General features: G+C 36.8%; 22 protein-coding genes and 1 pseudogene. 14 read left to right on the top strand and 9 right to left on the bottom strand.

Going from position 1 to position 15,734, the window contains the following annotated elements:
- Positions 1–653, bottom strand: a pseudogene (locus HDEF_RS05805) (epoxyqueuosine reductase QueH).
- A 42-nt stretch (positions 654–695) separates the two neighbouring features.
- On the opposite strand from HDEF_RS05805, the gene yaaA reads away from it, so the two are divergent.
- On the top strand, positions 696–1,520 hold the full coding sequence (gene yaaA, locus HDEF_RS05800) for a peroxide stress protein YaaA (protein WP_015873719.1): 825 nt from the start codon (positions 696–698) through the stop codon (positions 1,518–1,520).
- Here yaaA and nadC read toward each other — a convergent pair.
- Complete coding sequence (nadC, locus tag HDEF_RS05795; protein ID WP_015873718.1) at positions 1,409–2,404, bottom strand: carboxylating nicotinate-nucleotide diphosphorylase; 996 nt, start codon at positions 2,402–2,404, stop codon at positions 1,409–1,411. The two genes, yaaA and nadC, sit on opposite strands and share 112 nt — an antisense overlap.
- Before the next feature lie 84 nt (positions 2,405–2,488).
- Entirely contained in the window at positions 2,489–3,853 is a 1,365-nt protein-coding gene (locus tag HDEF_RS05790; protein WP_015873717.1) for an amino acid permease, read from the bottom strand.
- A gap of 335 nt (positions 3,854–4,188) precedes the next feature.
- Between HDEF_RS05790 and HDEF_RS05785 the strand changes: the two genes are divergently transcribed.
- From HDEF_RS05785 to hslU, 3 genes are all read left to right on the top strand, one after another.
- A complete protein-coding gene (locus HDEF_RS05785) occupies positions 4,189–4,881 on the top strand; it encodes an SPOR domain-containing protein (RefSeq protein WP_015873716.1) in 693 nt (230 codons plus the stop codon).
- 88 nt (positions 4,882–4,969) lie between these two features.
- Positions 4,970–5,506, top strand: coding sequence for an ATP-dependent protease subunit HslV (hslV, locus tag HDEF_RS05780; RefSeq protein WP_015873715.1), 537 nt, complete (start codon positions 4,970–4,972; stop codon positions 5,504–5,506).
- 6 nt (positions 5,507–5,512) lie between these two features.
- Positions 5,513–6,844, top strand: coding sequence for an ATP-dependent protease ATPase subunit HslU (hslU, locus tag HDEF_RS05775; protein ID WP_015873714.1), 1,332 nt, complete (start codon positions 5,513–5,515; stop codon positions 6,842–6,844).
- A 95-nt stretch (positions 6,845–6,939) separates the two neighbouring features.
- On the opposite strand, the gene HDEF_RS05770 is transcribed toward hslU, so the two are convergent.
- The gene (locus HDEF_RS05770; RefSeq protein ID WP_235661099.1) at positions 6,940–8,106 is read right to left on the bottom strand and encodes a TIGR04086 family membrane protein; all 1,167 of its coding nucleotides are present in this window, start codon (positions 8,104–8,106) and stop codon (positions 6,940–6,942) included.
- Positions 8,107–8,387: 281 nt separating this feature from the next.
- Between HDEF_RS05770 and HDEF_RS05765 the strand changes: the two genes are divergently transcribed.
- From HDEF_RS05765 to HDEF_RS05735, 10 genes are all read left to right on the top strand, one after another.
- On the top strand, positions 8,388–8,633 hold the full coding sequence (locus HDEF_RS05765; RefSeq protein WP_015873711.1) for a hypothetical protein: 246 nt from the start codon (positions 8,388–8,390) through the stop codon (positions 8,631–8,633).
- A gap of 5 nt (positions 8,634–8,638) precedes the next feature.
- The gene (locus HDEF_RS05760; protein ID WP_015873710.1) at positions 8,639–9,028 is read left to right on the top strand and encodes a hypothetical protein; all 390 of its coding nucleotides are present in this window, start codon (positions 8,639–8,641) and stop codon (positions 9,026–9,028) included.
- Positions 9,029–9,096: 68 nt separating this feature from the next.
- Positions 9,097–9,246: a hypothetical protein gene (locus HDEF_RS13890; RefSeq protein WP_193432916.1), complete on the top strand. Its 150-nt coding sequence runs from the start codon at positions 9,097–9,099 to the stop codon at positions 9,244–9,246.
- A gap of 176 nt (positions 9,247–9,422) precedes the next feature.
- On the top strand, positions 9,423–9,926 hold the full coding sequence (locus HDEF_RS05755; RefSeq protein ID WP_044612329.1) for a hypothetical protein: 504 nt from the start codon (positions 9,423–9,425) through the stop codon (positions 9,924–9,926).
- Positions 9,927–10,127: 201 nt separating this feature from the next.
- Complete coding sequence (locus HDEF_RS13885; protein ID WP_193432915.1) at positions 10,128–10,271, top strand: hypothetical protein; 144 nt, start codon at positions 10,128–10,130, stop codon at positions 10,269–10,271.
- Positions 10,264–10,569 (top strand): hypothetical protein, encoded by a 306-nt coding sequence (locus HDEF_RS05750; RefSeq protein WP_044612328.1) that lies wholly within the window; start codon positions 10,264–10,266, stop codon positions 10,567–10,569. Before HDEF_RS13885 ends, HDEF_RS05750 begins: the two co-directional genes overlap by 8 nt.
- A 43-nt stretch (positions 10,570–10,612) precedes the next feature.
- Entirely contained in the window at positions 10,613–10,744 is a 132-nt protein-coding gene (locus HDEF_RS13555) for a hypothetical protein (RefSeq protein WP_268802439.1), read from the top strand.
- A gap of 18 nt (positions 10,745–10,762) precedes the next feature.
- A complete protein-coding gene (locus HDEF_RS05745; protein WP_044612327.1) occupies positions 10,763–10,984 on the top strand; it encodes a hypothetical protein in 222 nt (73 codons plus the stop codon).
- A 219-nt stretch (positions 10,985–11,203) separates the two neighbouring features.
- Positions 11,204–11,554, top strand: coding sequence for a calcium-binding protein (locus tag HDEF_RS05740; RefSeq protein WP_123875424.1), 351 nt, complete (start codon positions 11,204–11,206; stop codon positions 11,552–11,554).
- A gap of 69 nt (positions 11,555–11,623) precedes the next feature.
- A complete protein-coding gene (locus HDEF_RS05735) occupies positions 11,624–12,046 on the top strand; it encodes a hypothetical protein (protein WP_044612325.1) in 423 nt (140 codons plus the stop codon).
- Positions 12,047–12,105: 59 nt separating this feature from the next.
- Here the strand turns inward: HDEF_RS05735 and HDEF_RS05730 are convergent, their stop codons facing one another.
- The 5 genes from HDEF_RS05730 to hemF all read right to left on the bottom strand — a co-directional run bounded on the left by HDEF_RS05730 (position 12,106) and on the right by hemF (position 15,662).
- Entirely contained in the window at positions 12,106–12,597 is a 492-nt protein-coding gene (locus tag HDEF_RS05730; protein WP_015873707.1) for a ClpXP protease specificity-enhancing factor, read from the bottom strand.
- Between the two features lie 76 nt (positions 12,598–12,673).
- Positions 12,674–13,414: a stringent starvation protein SspA gene (gene sspA, locus HDEF_RS05725; protein WP_015873706.1), complete on the bottom strand. Its 741-nt coding sequence runs from the start codon at positions 13,412–13,414 to the stop codon at positions 12,674–12,676.
- 195 nt (positions 13,415–13,609) lie between these two features.
- Positions 13,610–14,002 (bottom strand): 30S ribosomal protein S9, encoded by a 393-nt coding sequence (gene rpsI / locus HDEF_RS05720; RefSeq protein ID WP_015873705.1) that lies wholly within the window; start codon positions 14,000–14,002, stop codon positions 13,610–13,612.
- Positions 14,003–14,016: 14 nt separating this feature from the next.
- On the bottom strand, positions 14,017–14,445 hold the full coding sequence (gene rplM / locus HDEF_RS05715; RefSeq protein ID WP_015873704.1) for a 50S ribosomal protein L13: 429 nt from the start codon (positions 14,443–14,445) through the stop codon (positions 14,017–14,019).
- Positions 14,446–14,726: 281 nt separating this feature from the next.
- A complete protein-coding gene (gene hemF, locus HDEF_RS05710; protein WP_044612528.1) occupies positions 14,727–15,662 on the bottom strand; it encodes an oxygen-dependent coproporphyrinogen oxidase in 936 nt (311 codons plus the stop codon).
- Between the last annotated feature and the right edge of the window lie 72 nt (positions 15,663–15,734).

Raw genomic sequence — 15,734 nt, 5'->3', positions numbered from 1 at the left:
TTATTGATCTCCGTAATAAAGCTTGCCTATTTTTATCGGATCCCGCCCGTGATTTTTTCTGTGCGAATTCGTATCACGAAGCGAATAAACGCAACCACAGTATTCCTGCTGATAAAAACGCTCGCGTTTGCTGATCTCAATCATGCGTGCAGAGCCATTATTTTTACGCCAATTGTAATCCCAATATAGACCAAATTGGGGTATTTGCCCGCAGCGCGGATGCCGCATGCGTTAATTTGTTGCATATCTTTCCAGCGTGAAATCCCAAGACAGCTTGATATACTGTCATAGCCATGTTCAAAAGCATAGAGCGCAGTGCGCTCGAAACGCATATCAAAACACATGGTGCAGCGAATACCGCGTTCAGGCGCTTGTTCCATGCCTTTTGCACGGGCAAACCAATTGTCTGTGTCGTAATCTGCATCAATAATGGGTACATTATTTTTTTGAGCAAAACGGATATTTTCTTCTTTACGAAGTTCGTATTCTCTTTTGGGATGAATATTAGGGTTGTAAAAAAAGATAGCATACTCAATATTCGACGCCTGTATCGCCTCCATCACCTCTCCAGAACAGGGCGCGCAACAAGAGTGCAGTAATAGTTTGCTTTTTCCTGGAGGGAGATTTAATTTTTGTCGCATCAAGGGGGTCATGATGGTTTTCCTTGCTTTACTTTTGATGATTTAAGGGCGCTTATGTTGATTCTTCTTTCTCCTGCTAAAACACTCGATTATGAAAGCCCACTGGCCACTCATCAATACACTCAACCTGAGCTGCTTTCTCAATCGAGTCTTTTGATCGATCTTTGTCGCAATTTAACACCAGAACAGATACGACAGTTCATGTCTATCAGTGATAAATTAGCACATTTAAATGCAAAGCGTTTTAAGGAATGGACACCCGATTTCAATTTACAAAATGCACGCCAAGCGATTTTAGCGTTTAAAGGCGATGTCTATGAAGGGTTACAGGCACAGAATTTTACTTTATCAGAATTTGATTTTGTGCAGCGACATGTACGGATTTTATCCGGGCTTTATGGGGTGCTGCGCCCTCTGGATTTGATACAACCCCATCGATTAGAAATGAGCACGAAGCTTACCAATCCTAAAGGCAAAGATCTCTATGCGTTTTGGCAAGATACTTTAACCGATAAAATCCATCAGGCGCTTAAAGATCAAGGCGACAATATTGTCATCAATTTAGCCTCACAGGAGTATTTTAAAGCCTTAAAACCACAAAACTGGCCGGCGCATATCCTCAAACCCATTTTTCTCGATGAAAAAAATGGAAAATATAAAATGATCAGTTTTTACGCAAAAAAAGCCCGAGGCATGATGAGCCGTTTTATTATCGAAAATCAGCTGACTGATAAAGAAAAATTGCTTGATTTTGATTCGGCCGGTTATCAGTTTGATCCCCATTTATCTTCTGAAACGGACTGGGTCTTTAAGCGTTCAGAGGCATCGATATCCTCGTTTCGGGAATCACAAAAACGCATGGACAGATCCAATGCTTGAACATTTTTTGTTAAATCGCCCACAGAAATGTAGTCAATCCCTGTTTCGGCATAGCTCCGTAAGGTTTTTTGAGTGACATTACCAGAAACCTCTAACAAAGGACGATGTTGAATAGCGTTTTGCATCACCGCTTTATCTCGTATTTCAACGGCTTGTTGCATCATTAAAAGGGGAAAATTATCCAGCATAATGATATCGGCCTGGGTGGATAACGCCTGTTTGAATTCATCTAAAGATTCTACTTCAACCTCAATCGGTAACGTAGGATTCAATGCTTTCGCGTTATTGACCGCATTTTTGATGCTGCCTAAGGCAATAATATGATTTTCTTTGATCAAGAAAGCATCATCCAGCCCGAGCCTATGATTATGCCCCCCCCCACACAGCACTGCATATTTTAATGCGGTACGTAAACCTGGTAATGTTTTACGCGTGTCAAGTAATTTTGTCTTCAGACCTGACAACAACCTGACGTAATCATTGACTTTGCTAGCAACACCAGAAAGCGTTTGTACAAAATTTAAGGCCGTCCGTTCTCCAGAAAGTAAAGTAGACACAGGCCCAAAGAGTTGACATAAAATTTGATGGGTTTTTAAAAGATCGCCCTCTTTGACCAGCCAAGTGATGGTGATCTTTGGATCTAATTGAATAAAAACTTCTTCTAACCAGGCTTTCCCACAAAAAATGCCGTTTTCACGAGTGATAATTTCAGCAAATATGTGTTGATTTTTTGGAAAAAGTTGCGATGTGATGTCCATTTGAGGATTCACTTGCCCCCCGAGATCTTCTTTTAAAGCTTGAGTCACCCTATTGGGGATGTCATATTTGAGTCGTTTTAATAACAATTCCCGCCTCATATCGATATTTTTAAGGCTCTCTGGCATAAACATTCCAAATAATAAAAAAATGGATCGATAAAAATTTTTCGGATGCCTTGGGCTTGCCCCAAAACAAATGCAATAAAAAACCTATTTCACAATTTGATGATAATGATTTTTTATCCAAAAGCTTAAACATAAAAAACAAATCCAGACTGGAATTAAAACGACAGAAATTTGAATACCCGGTGTCAGAGACATGATCACCAAAATACCCACCAAAAAGATCAAGCAAACATAATTACTCAATGGGAAGAAAGGAGATTGAAATTTGGAGGTTAAGCCTTCACTTTGTTTTGCTGCCCGAAATTTTAAATGTGAAAAACTGATCATCGCCCAGTTAATCACCAGAGTAGAAACCACCAGCGACATGAGCAACTCGAATGCTTTGCCAGGAATCAGATAATTAATAAGGACACAGAAACCCGTGCTAAAAGCAGAGACGCCAATCGCAATGAAGGGGGCGCCTTTTTTACCCACTTTGAGTAAAAAATGAGGCGCATTTTTCTGTTTAGCCAAACCAAACAACATTCTACTGTTACAGTAAACGCAGCTGTTATAAACGGATAAAGCAGCCGTTAACACGATGAGATTGAGTATACTGGCCACCAGGTTGCTGTTTAATTGATGAAAGATCAACACGAACGGACTGCCGCCTTCGACGACCTTGCTCCAAGGATAAAGTGATAACAGGACAAAAAGCGATCCAATGTAAAATAAAAAAATGCGATAAATCACTTGATTTGTTGCTTTGGGAATACTGTGTGAAGGATCTTTTGCCTCAGCGGCCGTCATACCGACCAGCTCTAAGCCACCGAAAGAAAACATAATCACGGCCATCGCCATTACAAGACCCGTCACCCCATTTGGGAAAAAACCGCCTTGTGCCCACAAATTAGTGATACTGGCATTTGCGCCTCCATGACCGCTGATTAACAAATAGCCTCCAAAAGCAATCATGGCCAAAATGGCCACAATTTTAATCCCAGCAAACCAAAATTCGATTTCACCATAAATTTTAACGTTCGATAAATTAAGGATGTTAATGAGAACAAAAAAAACAGCGGCTGATATCCATGTTGGAATTTCAGGCCACCAGTACTGTATATAAATACCGACTGCCGTTAATTCAGCCATCCCCACTAAAATAAACATGACCCAATAATTCCATCCTGCTGAAAAACCGGCAAAACGGCTCCAGTATTTATTGGCAAAATGACTAAACGAACCTGCAACGGGTTCTTCGACTATCATTTCACCTAACTGACGCATAATCAAAAAAGCCACAAAGCCAGCAATAGCATAGCCTAATAGTACAGATGGTCCCGCCATCTTTATCGTTTGAGCTATTCCAAGAAATAATCCCGTGCCTATTGCTCCACCGAGCGCAATAAGTTGAATATGCCGGTTTTTAAGTTCACGTTTTAGTTCCATGTTGTTTTTATTGACACTCATTATGACATCCTTCATTTTTTATTGTGATTAGTGATCATGAAGTGTGCCCGTCACCCTCATGTACTTTAATATAACGCTGGTGAAGGCGATTAGGACGCCTTGAACAGACGCCCTTTATACGTTTTGAAAATGCTCTAATATTAATGGATATATTTTTTATAAAAAATAGAGATTTGTCATTTTAATCCAGGAAGTGGTATGAAGAGGTTAGCAAAATTAGCCTATTTCAGTAAAATAACCAATAAAATTGATCATCTGGTTTGAACTTTTATTTATTCAAAGCCCCCTGATCTACAAAAAATATCAAATATGCAGCACAGCGTGGAATAATAACAGTGATACGAAAAGATTATGTCCGCAGAGATGATTCTGAAATAATCTACAAAAGACAAAAAAAGAAATCAAATCGCGGTGGAATATCACAGGCCTTGGTTACATTGGGTGTTGCATTAGCAGTGATATTGATCGGCTGCTTTTATTTTTTTTCACAAGATAAACCACACAGAGTAAAGCTGTTAAAGACTCAAAATATTCACACTGATTATTTACTTCCTTCTAAGCCGAAAGAGCGTTGGTACTATGTTAAAGAATTGAAAAATCGTCGAACAGATGTATTGATGTCCTCGGAATCTTTTTCTGATAACAATCCAAAAGTGCAAATCCCTTTGACACATGAACAACACGAATTGTTGAAACAGATTCAGTCTGATATGCGTTATACAGGCACTAAATTGCCCATCGTTTCAGATACCCCACCGCCAAACACTCAGGCAGCCAGGAAAGAGATGATGAAAAAATCCCCAAAAAGTCAATGGCTACAATGCGCTGCTTTTCGTGAAGCTCACCAGGCTAATCGGTTTCGAGTGCAGCTCGCATTAGAAGGCATGGAAAGTAAAATTCATTCATTGGATGGTTGGAATCGCGTGTTATTGGGGCCTTATAAGAACTCATCAGACACCAGCCGCGCTTTTCAAAAATTAAAAAAAATAGGAATAAATACCTGTATTTCTGTTAATGACAGGGGTTGAAAAATGTGACTCTTCGCCCCATCTATATTTGCTGTATTTTTAATATTTTCGTACATCATTTTATTCAACCGATAGTGAGGGTTTTCTGGTGACAACAATTGTAAGCGTGCGCCGTCATAATCATGTTGTCATCGGTGGTGACGGTCAAGTGACTTTGGGCAACACTGTCATGAAAGGCAATGCGAAGAAAGTACGTCGTTTGCATCACGATAAAGTCATCGCCGGTTTTGCAGGGGGAACTGCCGATGCGTTTACTTTATTCGAATTATTTGAAGCAAAATTAAAATTATGCAGTGGCCAGCTAACTAAAGCGGCTGTTGAAATGGCAAAAGATTGGCGTACAGATCGTATGCTCAGACGCCTGGAAGCACTGTTAGCAGTAGCCGACGAAACAGCCTCTTTGATCATTACTGGTAATGGCGATGTGATTCAACCTGAAGATGATTTAATTGCGATTGGTTCTGGCGGTCCTTATGCTCAAGCTTCAGCTCGAGCGCTACTAGAGAACACAAATTTGAGCGCGCGTGAAATCGTTGAAAAATCACTGACCATTGCAGGAAATATTTGTATTTATACAAACCAATATCCGACCATAGAAGAATTAAAAATTAAAACTAAGGGATAGATAAGTATGTCTGACATGACTCCAAGCGAGATAGTAAAAAAGCTGGATGATTATATCATTGGCCAAGATGATGCAAAGCGTGCAGTCGCGATCGCTTTGCGTAACCGTTGGCGTCGTATGCAACTTGATACAGAATTACGTCAAGAAATCACGCCAAAAAATATTTTGATGATTGGTCCTACTGGTGTTGGTAAAACTGAAATTGCTCGCCGCTTGGCTAAATTAGCAGAGGCTCCCTTTATTAAGGTTGAGGCAACAAAATTTACTGAGGTAGGCTATGTTGGAAAAGAAGTGGAGTCCATCATTCGTGATTTAACTGACACAGCAGTAAAAATGGTACGTCATCAGGCTATTGAGAAAATGCGAGATAAGGCAAAAGAACTTGCTCAAGAGCGTATTTTGGATATTTTAGTATCTCCTGCAAGGAATTCTTCAGGTCAAGTCGAAGGATCACAAAATACCTCTACTGCTCGTCAATTTTTTCTTGAACCTTTAATAAAAGGTGAGCTGAATGAGCAAGAAATTGAAATTGATTTGGCAGTAACACCAGTGGACATAGAAATTATGTCTCCTCCTGGTATGGAAGAAATGACGAATCAATTGCAATCTATGTTTCAACATATGTCGAGTCAAAAACACAAGATACGAAAAATGAAAATCGGTGATGCATTAAAATTACTGATTGATGAAGAAGCCTCGAAATTAGTTAATCCTGAAGAGCTTAAACAGGTTGCCATTCACTCTGTTGAACAAAACGGAATTGTGTTTATAGATGAAGTGGACAAAATTTGTAGACATGGTAGTAAATCAACCTCTGATGTATCTAGAGAAGGTGTTCAGCGGGATTTATTACCATTGGTAGAAGGTTGTACCGTTTCTACTAAACATGGCATGGTCAAAACAGATCATATTTTGTTTATTGCGTCTGGGGCTTTTCAGGTAGCCAAACCCTCTGATCTGATTCCTGAATTGCAAGGGCGATTTCCTATTCGTGTTGAATTAAAATCGCTGACTCCAAAAGATTTTGAACGTATTTTGACTGAGCCTAGCGCATCTCTTACTTATCAATATAAATCTTTGATGAAAACAGAAGGGATCAAAATTGAATTTACCAAAGATGGCATTACTAGTATTGCTGGCGCGGCAGGTCAGGTGAATGAAAATACAGAAAACATTGGAGCTCGTCGTTTACACACGATATTGGAACGTGTCATGGAAGACATTTCATATAACGCTGATAAAATCAAGAAAAAATCTATTACTATTGACTCAAAGTATGTTGACACACATCTCAGTAAATTGATCAATAACGAAGATCTGAGCCGTTTTATTCTTTAATATTTCTATTTATCTGAAAGACGTGACCTTATATCCCAATCATAAAGAGCCGGGATACAAGGCTGCTTATTCGATAAAATACTTTTTTCTCAAATTTAACGTTTGGCAGGAATAGAGCAACGGCAAGAACATTTTACTCCTAAACGGCCTGCCATAGCACTGACGATTGCTCCTAATAATAAAGCAAAGAATGACCACAATGCAGATTTAGCAATGGCCTTTGTGGCTTCAGCGGCTTGTTGGAGGGCTTTTTGTTTAAAAATCTGATATTGCTCTTGGGCTTGAACCATTTTCTCTTCTAATTCATTAAAATTTTCGTTGATCATTTCTGCACTTTTTTCTTTGGCTTCAATAATATTATCCGCAATTTGATTGACTTCTTCTTGTGTTAAATCGGTATTACTAGAAAGCGCTTGAATTAATTCAGGACGATCAATTTTTTGCGTTATTATTTGACTGCGTTTTTTCAGATGATCAATTAATGTTTGAAAGATCTGATCTGAATCATTAGGATTCATCGCAATTTGTTTTAATGATTGAGCGATTTCTTTCTTTGTTGCCTGTAATTGTTTTTTTAAAAATTCGGGTTTTAAGGTTGGAATATTACTTTTATCTAAAGACTGGATAACATTTTTTTTAATATTTTGAGGGCTCAGTTGAATATCAGTGTTAAAATTTTCGAAAATCCGCTCCCCTGTTTCCATCATTTCTGAGAGACCATTACCGATAGAAGAGCTTGTTCCCGAGATGATATTACCTGTTATTGATGTGATAGAGCCTAAGAGGTTTCCTGTTGCTTTAATAGTACTTCCAATTAACATACCTCCTAAAATGACAGCAAAAAGAAGTGCGGTTGCCCAGACGAGAAAACCATGAATAAAACCATTTCCAGCAGCTAATTTTCCAGAAACAAAAGCCCCGAAGGCCAAGCTGATCATGAGAGAAATAGCAGACCATATTGCTACGGTAGTTGCCACACCTTTAACAGGTTCACTAGATAGAGGATCTGTAATGGAAAATCCTAAGCTAGTACCTAAAGTAGAAAATAAGAGCGAAGCCGATAAAACGGTAATAACACCAGCTAAAATACTGCCCCAAGAAATTCCTTCCATCATTTTTAAATCTTTTTTTATTTCCATACCTAAAGCTCCTCTAATGTGAATATCTATTAAATAAATGTCAGCAAAAATAAGTATAGACAGCATTAAATAATCTGCATGAATTAAAAGTGTTTTTAGATAATAAAATAACTTATCATTCAACAATTAAACTATGACTACTATGAAAAATTATCTAATACCGTACTGGATGTAAGCTGGCCACTAAAGTCTCAATATGAGTACATCTCAAATGTTGGAGAAAATTGCTAAACATTATGTAAAAAAATACGGCTTCTTTTTTAGTTTGTGTATAAATCCTTTTTTTATTTTATGAGCTAAAATATATTGACTCAATGACTTGAGAAAATTTTTATTATCAGTTTTTTTAGAATTTAAATTGATATAAATCATTTAATAAAAAATATATTAAAAGGATTCAATATATGCCGATGCCGAGCACTTCTTCATCTGATTCAAATTATGGCCCGCACTTTGTGATAGAAAATTCATTTGATTTTAGTCAATACCAGGATATTTTTATCAAAACAAAAGATAAAATCGGCAATATTAATCTTTTATCAAAATATTATAATAATAACGGATTATGTATTGCTTTGTCTGTTCGCTATGTAATTGAAGAACGTAACTTTGGTTTAGGGGGCGCGGTAAAGGCTATATTTTATGGTTAAAAAGTTTGGCAGAAAGTGATTATTCCGCTTGGCGTAACTTTATTACGAATTCTCTTCTGAATACGACTCGATCAAACGGGGAGAAATTATATCAATTTGAAGATCCAGAAGCAGGAGAGAAGACTAAAATAGAATATACGCATTTAGTACCAAAAGATAATTCAGGTTACGATGGCATTTGGAAAGAAGCAAAATCACAGGAAGAAAGCTATTTCATCAAATCTTTAGTGGAAAAAAAAATTCAAGTGAATTTTCATCCCAACGTGACAGGTCAATTCGTGTCTTATACTTTCAATGCTGAGAATAAAATCCCTGAAATTACCTTTAAAATAAGGCATCATAAAAACCAGGAATGCACAGTCATTGCCATATCAGCATTTTCATCAAATACGTGAAGCGGTTCTACGTAGAATTGATAAAAAAGGGCATTTTATAAGGAAAAAATTTAAAAGATTTGATTGTGATGGCCTCTAAAAAAGAATATAAATCCGCCGGAATTCAATTGAATATTATTGCACCTAAATCTGTTTATATTACAAATAATATTTATAATAGTTTCGGACTAGGCCTTATTTGGTTAAATAAAAAAATAAAAGAACGAGTACCTAAATAAAATTTTTTAAAATTATTAACAAGAAATTTTTTTATTAATAATGACAGTTTTGATGTAATGAGTGATTATGATAAAGAAAAATTAAAAGAATTTGAAGATTTATTCAAATCTTTAAAAAAAACATAAAAGAAAAAACCAATAATATTTTTAAAAATACCAGAAATTCATTTTTACCTATGAATCCTGAAAGTTATTTTTTAAGTTCTACTCAATCGAATCATGGACATATCCTGGTTTTAGATATCACTCAAAACGATCAAGGTAATACGATGACATTATATGATCCGATGATTGGCGATATAAAAATAAAGACGTCTGATGAACATAATACTGAATTTCATCAATTTCTTAATGATTATCTGGATTCTAAAGTCATGAATGATAAAATCCGAGGTCAATTATATGGGGTTGAAAAATTTCGTGGCAATTATTATTTTAAAATCACGACATTAACTGAAAATACGTTAACTGATTTACATCAATTGAATCATATAGACCAATTTATCTCTGATTTTCGTTCCGATAAACAACGCATTTTTGAATTACCCCCCATGATTTTAAATAAAGTGACTTTGTCTCCTTTCTTAATTTATGAAATGGGGGGGGATGTTTGGTCAAAAGGGGCTTTCTGTAGAGCACTTTGCTTCTCCAAAAGAGTTATTATCACACCTTCATTTTAACGCGAAAAAATTAAAAAATTATTTATTAAATCAAAAGCTCGAAGAACATGAAATAGAAATGGCGATCACCCTTTTAAAAGAAAAAATAAAAATAACGCCCTCCCTCACTACGATATTAGAAGGAGAAAAAGAAGATAAAAAAATCATCATCGATTTCATAATTTAAAAAAAAATTTTTTGAATAGTCAATTATATAAAAAAGTGAATCGAATCGATACTTTTATGCAAATCTCTAATTACTTTCATGGCATGTATGAAATCATTAAAATTAGACATTTTTTACAGGATAAAGCATTAACCCAAGAAGAGAGAAAAATACTAGAAATTCAACAAAGAGATGAATAAGGGGATCCAGTTTTTCCCTTTTATCAACATGGGGTTAGGTTTATTCATTTCTTCTTTTGATTTTTATCAGGCCTATTTTAATTTTGAAAAAATATCTGACACTGTTGATCCAAAAATTCGGCAAGATTTGATGGTCAATGGTTCTTTATCACTGTTAAGTGGTGGGCTTGGCGTGGGTACGAGTCTGACCGCGATTGTTGGATACAAGAGTGCCCTTTTAGGCGGAGTAGCTTATTCTGGCCACCTCGCAATTATATTCTGCCTTTCGTCAGTTAGAAGACATAAAAAACCATGTTGAACTCAATACAGAAGAGTTTTCGAAAAATTACGCGCGTCTATTTGTGGGATTAGCCCCCACTATTGAATTACAAAATAAAGAATTAAAACAAAAAAGTGAACATGCGGCACGTGAACAATATAATCAAATGTTGGACGTCAACGCTCAAAAAATTAATATTTATTTTTATAGTTAACAAGATTTTAAGATAGAAATGAGACCTTATAAATTATTAACTTATAAGAACTGGACTCAGACTTTACCTGGCATTAAGTATTTAACGGAAATAAAAGATAAATTTCATCCTAAAGAAGTCAATCAATTTATTGCTGATAATGTTCATCAATATAAAGATATAGAGATTAAAGATAGCGAATATCATTATCCTGAGCCTTCAGCTTTAACAGCGGTGAATGATCATATCAATGTGAATTAGGATGAGGATGATGCAAATAACGCCCCGGTTAAAAAAAACTTTTCGGATGACCCTGACATTTCTCAAGAGGAATCGACGGCTTTATTTGATCTCGGTGATGGGGATGATATTGCGGTGGGGTATCGTCAAAGAAAAAATATTTTTAAAATCAGCTACGGCTCCAAACAATATACAGGAGGAGATAAAGCCGATATTTTTTACTTATCAAAGCCGGACTTATTGGCAGAAGCCAGTTATTTTAATGGTTTAGGCGGTGAAGATATTATTATTACTTATGAAGATTTGCCAGAGCATAGTCATTATTTCATTGATTTAACTTTAGGAGAAATTCATTTTCATCATATCAATGATAAAAAATTAATAGCAAATATAGAAAATATCGAACACGCTTATGGCAATCCAAAAACCAATGATGAACTTAAAGGAAATCATGAAAATAACTATTTGAATGGAAGAGGCGGAAACGATCAGATTTGGGGATATTTAGGAGACGATGAAATATTTGTTTATCAGGGCAATAACTTTATTTGTGGTGGCATAGGAGATGATTTCCTTTCAGGGGGGGGGTGATGATATTTATTTAATCAGCTATAACGATGGTCACACCGTGATTGAAGACACCGCGGAGGTAACGATACTTTGGTTTTATGTCATATTCGTCATGATGAATTAGAGGCAATAACAGAAGGCGAAGATATAGTACTTAAAATGTCAAGGCCTGGATTTAAAAATTCATTTTCAGTCACCATCAAAAAAGGTGCAAAGCTCAATACGGCTCAAAAAATAGAAAAAATACAAACACTGATTCAAGAAAAGAACGGGATACAATTAACTATTTCAGATCTTGAATTTAAAAAAACTCTCTCATTCAATACAGAACAAGCATTTCAGACAGCAGAAAGAGAAAAATTAAAAAATATTCAAATGAGCAATGGTGACGATATCACCCCTGATTTGATCACAACACTTATGTCGGCTTTTAATTCAAAAGACAAAACCCCTATCATACAGGAAATCGCTTCTACTTTTTATAAACCGATCGCTCAAATCGTTACTCAGTAGGGATTCACTAAAAAATACTTAATGAGGAAATCTGTTTTTTGAATTGAAGTTGTTAGTCTCTATTTAATAATTCTCAAAGTAGGAGGCTGACTTTTTGATTTTTTTCTATGGGAAGGTATTTTTTTCTTAACTCCTGATGCCTCTTCTGTATTTTTTTCTGTGTCTATAGAAGTGTCGACCAGATTTAAGAAATGATGCGATATCTTCACTTCTTCTGATTCAAATATTTCTGCTTCAAATAAAGTGCCAAATCCATTTTCTTGGGCATAGATGGCTAGTACTGAGCTGATAGGGATCACTATAGAAAAAGGCACACTACTAAAATAAGCATCAAAACAAACTTCTTTGTTAGTTAATGACAAATCGGAAACAACAGAGGGTGCAATATTCAAAATAATTTGGCCATCTTGAACACACTCTCTCGGTACTATGACATCTTCAGAAGTGGCATCTACCATCAGATAAGGGGTCAAGTGATTATCGATTAACCAATCATAAAATGCGCGTAATAGATAAGGACGTCGTGGGATCATAGTTAAAATTTCCGTCATTACTTTATCATTATATCTGTTGTGAAATCGACTTCGAGCGGCGACTTCTGTGGTTGTCTTTTCTTTAATAAACCAGTCACTCGCTATCCTCATGACTTCTATATAGGTTCTGATGACAGTACTCAGGGCGCCTTGAATTCACCGCTTTGGTGAGCGTTTTGAAAGCAGTCTCTTGATGAAAGGGATTCATTTGAGATTCAGCTTCGGTCAAAGACGCAAGAAACGGATCACGATCAAAAATACGAGTCATATAATTTTTTAATTCTTTTACGCCAGACACAAGTTCATCGAACTTGATGTTTAATTCAGGCAAACGCCATAATAGAGGCGCTAAATAGCAATCTATCAAGCTAAATGTATCACTCATAAAATAAGGTTTTTGCTGAAACATCGGAGCCAATGCTAATAATTCTTCTTTTAATTGTTGACGAGCCGATGCCACTTCCGAAGCAGGCCCTTTTTGAATTTTATCAAATAGACTGTACCAATCATTTTCAATGCGGTGCATCATCAAACGAGCATGTCCACGAATCATCGGATAAACGGGCATCAGAGGGGGATGGGGGAATCGTTCATCTAAATATTCCATTATAATGCTTGATCGATACAAGGTGAGATCACGATCTACTAAAGTTGGCAGGCTAGCAGAAGGATTAAGTTCGATAAAATCTTTAGGAAGAGGTTCATCTTCTTGAACATATTTAATGACAACTTTGACTCCTTTTTCTGCCAGTACAATACGAACTTGATGGCTAAAGATGTCTGTGGACCCTGAAAAAAGCGTTATTACCGAACATTTATTAGCGGCAACAGACATAAAAAATCTCCAAACTTTAAAAAATAGTTATTCCAAAGACGACATAGTCTACCAGATTTTAGGGATGTTTTGCAGATCTGATCGAGATAGGCTTAATAATAAATACGTGTAAACAACAAAAAAGATAAATAGACCCTAACAGAGATCCTGATAAGGTTTATTTAAATTATTTAAATGATATATAAAAAGTAAGTACTAACGTTTCGAAAATTGTGGACGCCGTCTTGCTTTACGGAAGCCTACTTTTTTACGTTCGACTTCTCGGGCATCGCGCGTCACAAAACCTGCTTTACGTAGTTCGGGTCTCAAAGACTCATCGTAAGCCATAAGTGCACGCGTAATACCGTGGCGAATAGCCCCAGCTTGACCTGAGATCCCGCCTCCTTTTACCGTAATATACAGATCAAATTTATTCATCATATTCAATAGCTCTAATGGTTGATAAACAACCATTCGAGCGGTTTCTCGCCCGAAATATACTTCTAGACTGCGTTGGTTTACGACGATATTACCGCTGCCAGGTTTTATAAAAACCCGAGCCGCAGAACTCTTTCGGCGACCAGTGCCATAATGTTGATTCTCAGCCATTGCTATCATCTCAATTAAATGTTCAGAACTTTTGGCTGCTGCGCGATATGATGATGCGTAGCCCCTTTATAAACTTTCAGTTTACGGTACATTGCACGCCCAAGAGGGCCTTTAGGAAGCATCCCTTTAACGGCAATTTCAATGACCCGTTCAGGATGACGGGCAATCATCTCTTCAAATGTGGTTTGTTTGATACCACCCACATATCCTGTATGGCGATAATAAATTTTATCTTTACGCTTCTTGCCCGTTACAGAAATTTTTTCTGCATTAATCACAATAAGATAATCACCAGTATCAACATGAGGGGTATATTCTGGTTTATGTTTTCCTCTGAGACGCCGAGCTAACTCAGTTGCAAGACGACCTAAGGTCTTGCCATCTGCGTTAACCAAATACCAGTCTCGCTCTACTGTCTCTTTTTTAGCTGTAAAAGTTTTCATTGAAACTTACTCAATTAATCATTAAGTCACAGACTGGTGAAGGTTCAATCGTTCAAACCTGTTTTTTCGTTTACACCAGGATTAATTCCGACTCATCTATCCCTTCGAATAGTGGGTGGTATAATTTTGGGAGCCATTGATACTGTAAGGCGGGAGCTTCGGATTATAGATAATTTAATGCTAAAAATCGAATAATTTTTAACCTAAGTTCAGTTTTAAAAACTGAATATTATTTTCAGCGATTCTTAATGATTTAAAAATCATGTGTTTATGGGTTAAAATCAGCGATGAACGGTGCTTCGAGGCAAAGCCAGCCAATCTTTGACGGGTAAAAAATCTTGGTATAAAGCAGCTTCAGGGCTGTTTGGCTCAGGTTGATAATTTGATTCCCAACGAACCAGCGGGGGCAATGACATCAAAATAGATTCAGTACGCCCACCACTCTGTAAACCAAAAAGAGTGCCTCTGTCCCAAACTAAATTAAATTCTACATAACGGCCTCTGCGATAAAGCTGAAATTGGCGTTCTCTCTTCCCCCAAGAAAATATTTTACGACGTTTAACAATAGGAAAATAAGCCTTTGAAAAGCCATTTCCTACTGCTTGGATAAACTCAAAGCAGTTTAAAAAATCGGGCTTATTCAGATCATCAAAAAATAATCCACCAATACCTCTTGCTTCGTTGCGGTGTTTGAGAAAAAAATAATCATCACAGCATTTTTTATATTCTTGATACCGATTATTACCAAAAGGTTGGCAAAGATCGCAGGCTGTCTGATGCCAATGACGAGCATCCTCTTCAAAACCGTAAAATGGAGTAAGATCAAACCCCCCACCAAACCACCAAACGGGAGCAACGCCTGGTTTTTCCGCCATAAAAAATCGAACATTTGCATGACTGGTTGGTACATACGGATTGATAGGATGGATAATGATCGAAACCCCGAGTGCTCGATAAGCATGTCCTGCTAATTCTGGGCGAGACAAAGTTGCAGAGACAGGAAGGGATGGGCCAAAAACTTCTGAAAAATTAACGCACGCCTGCTCAAACACCGAGCCGCCTGAGAGAATACAGCTGATGCCGCCCCCTCCTTCGTTTTTTTCCCATTTTGTTTCTTTACACTCCCCATCGTTTTCGACTTTTTTGATGTCGTCACAAATTTTTTTCTGCAAAAAAAGCAAAAAAGTTTTAATTTCATTTATTGTTTTTAAATTTATCACTGAAATGATTGCCTTTAAAAAACTTTGATAAGCTGAGTTTTATAAACTGGTTTTTTGTAAGGGGGTCGT

The sequence above is a fragment of the Candidatus Hamiltonella defensa 5AT (Acyrthosiphon pisum) genome (assembly GCF_000021705.1).
Classification (GTDB): domain Bacteria; phylum Pseudomonadota; class Gammaproteobacteria; order Enterobacterales; family Enterobacteriaceae; genus Hamiltonella; species Hamiltonella defendens.
This window is presented reverse-complemented; position numbering and strand designations above follow the sequence as displayed.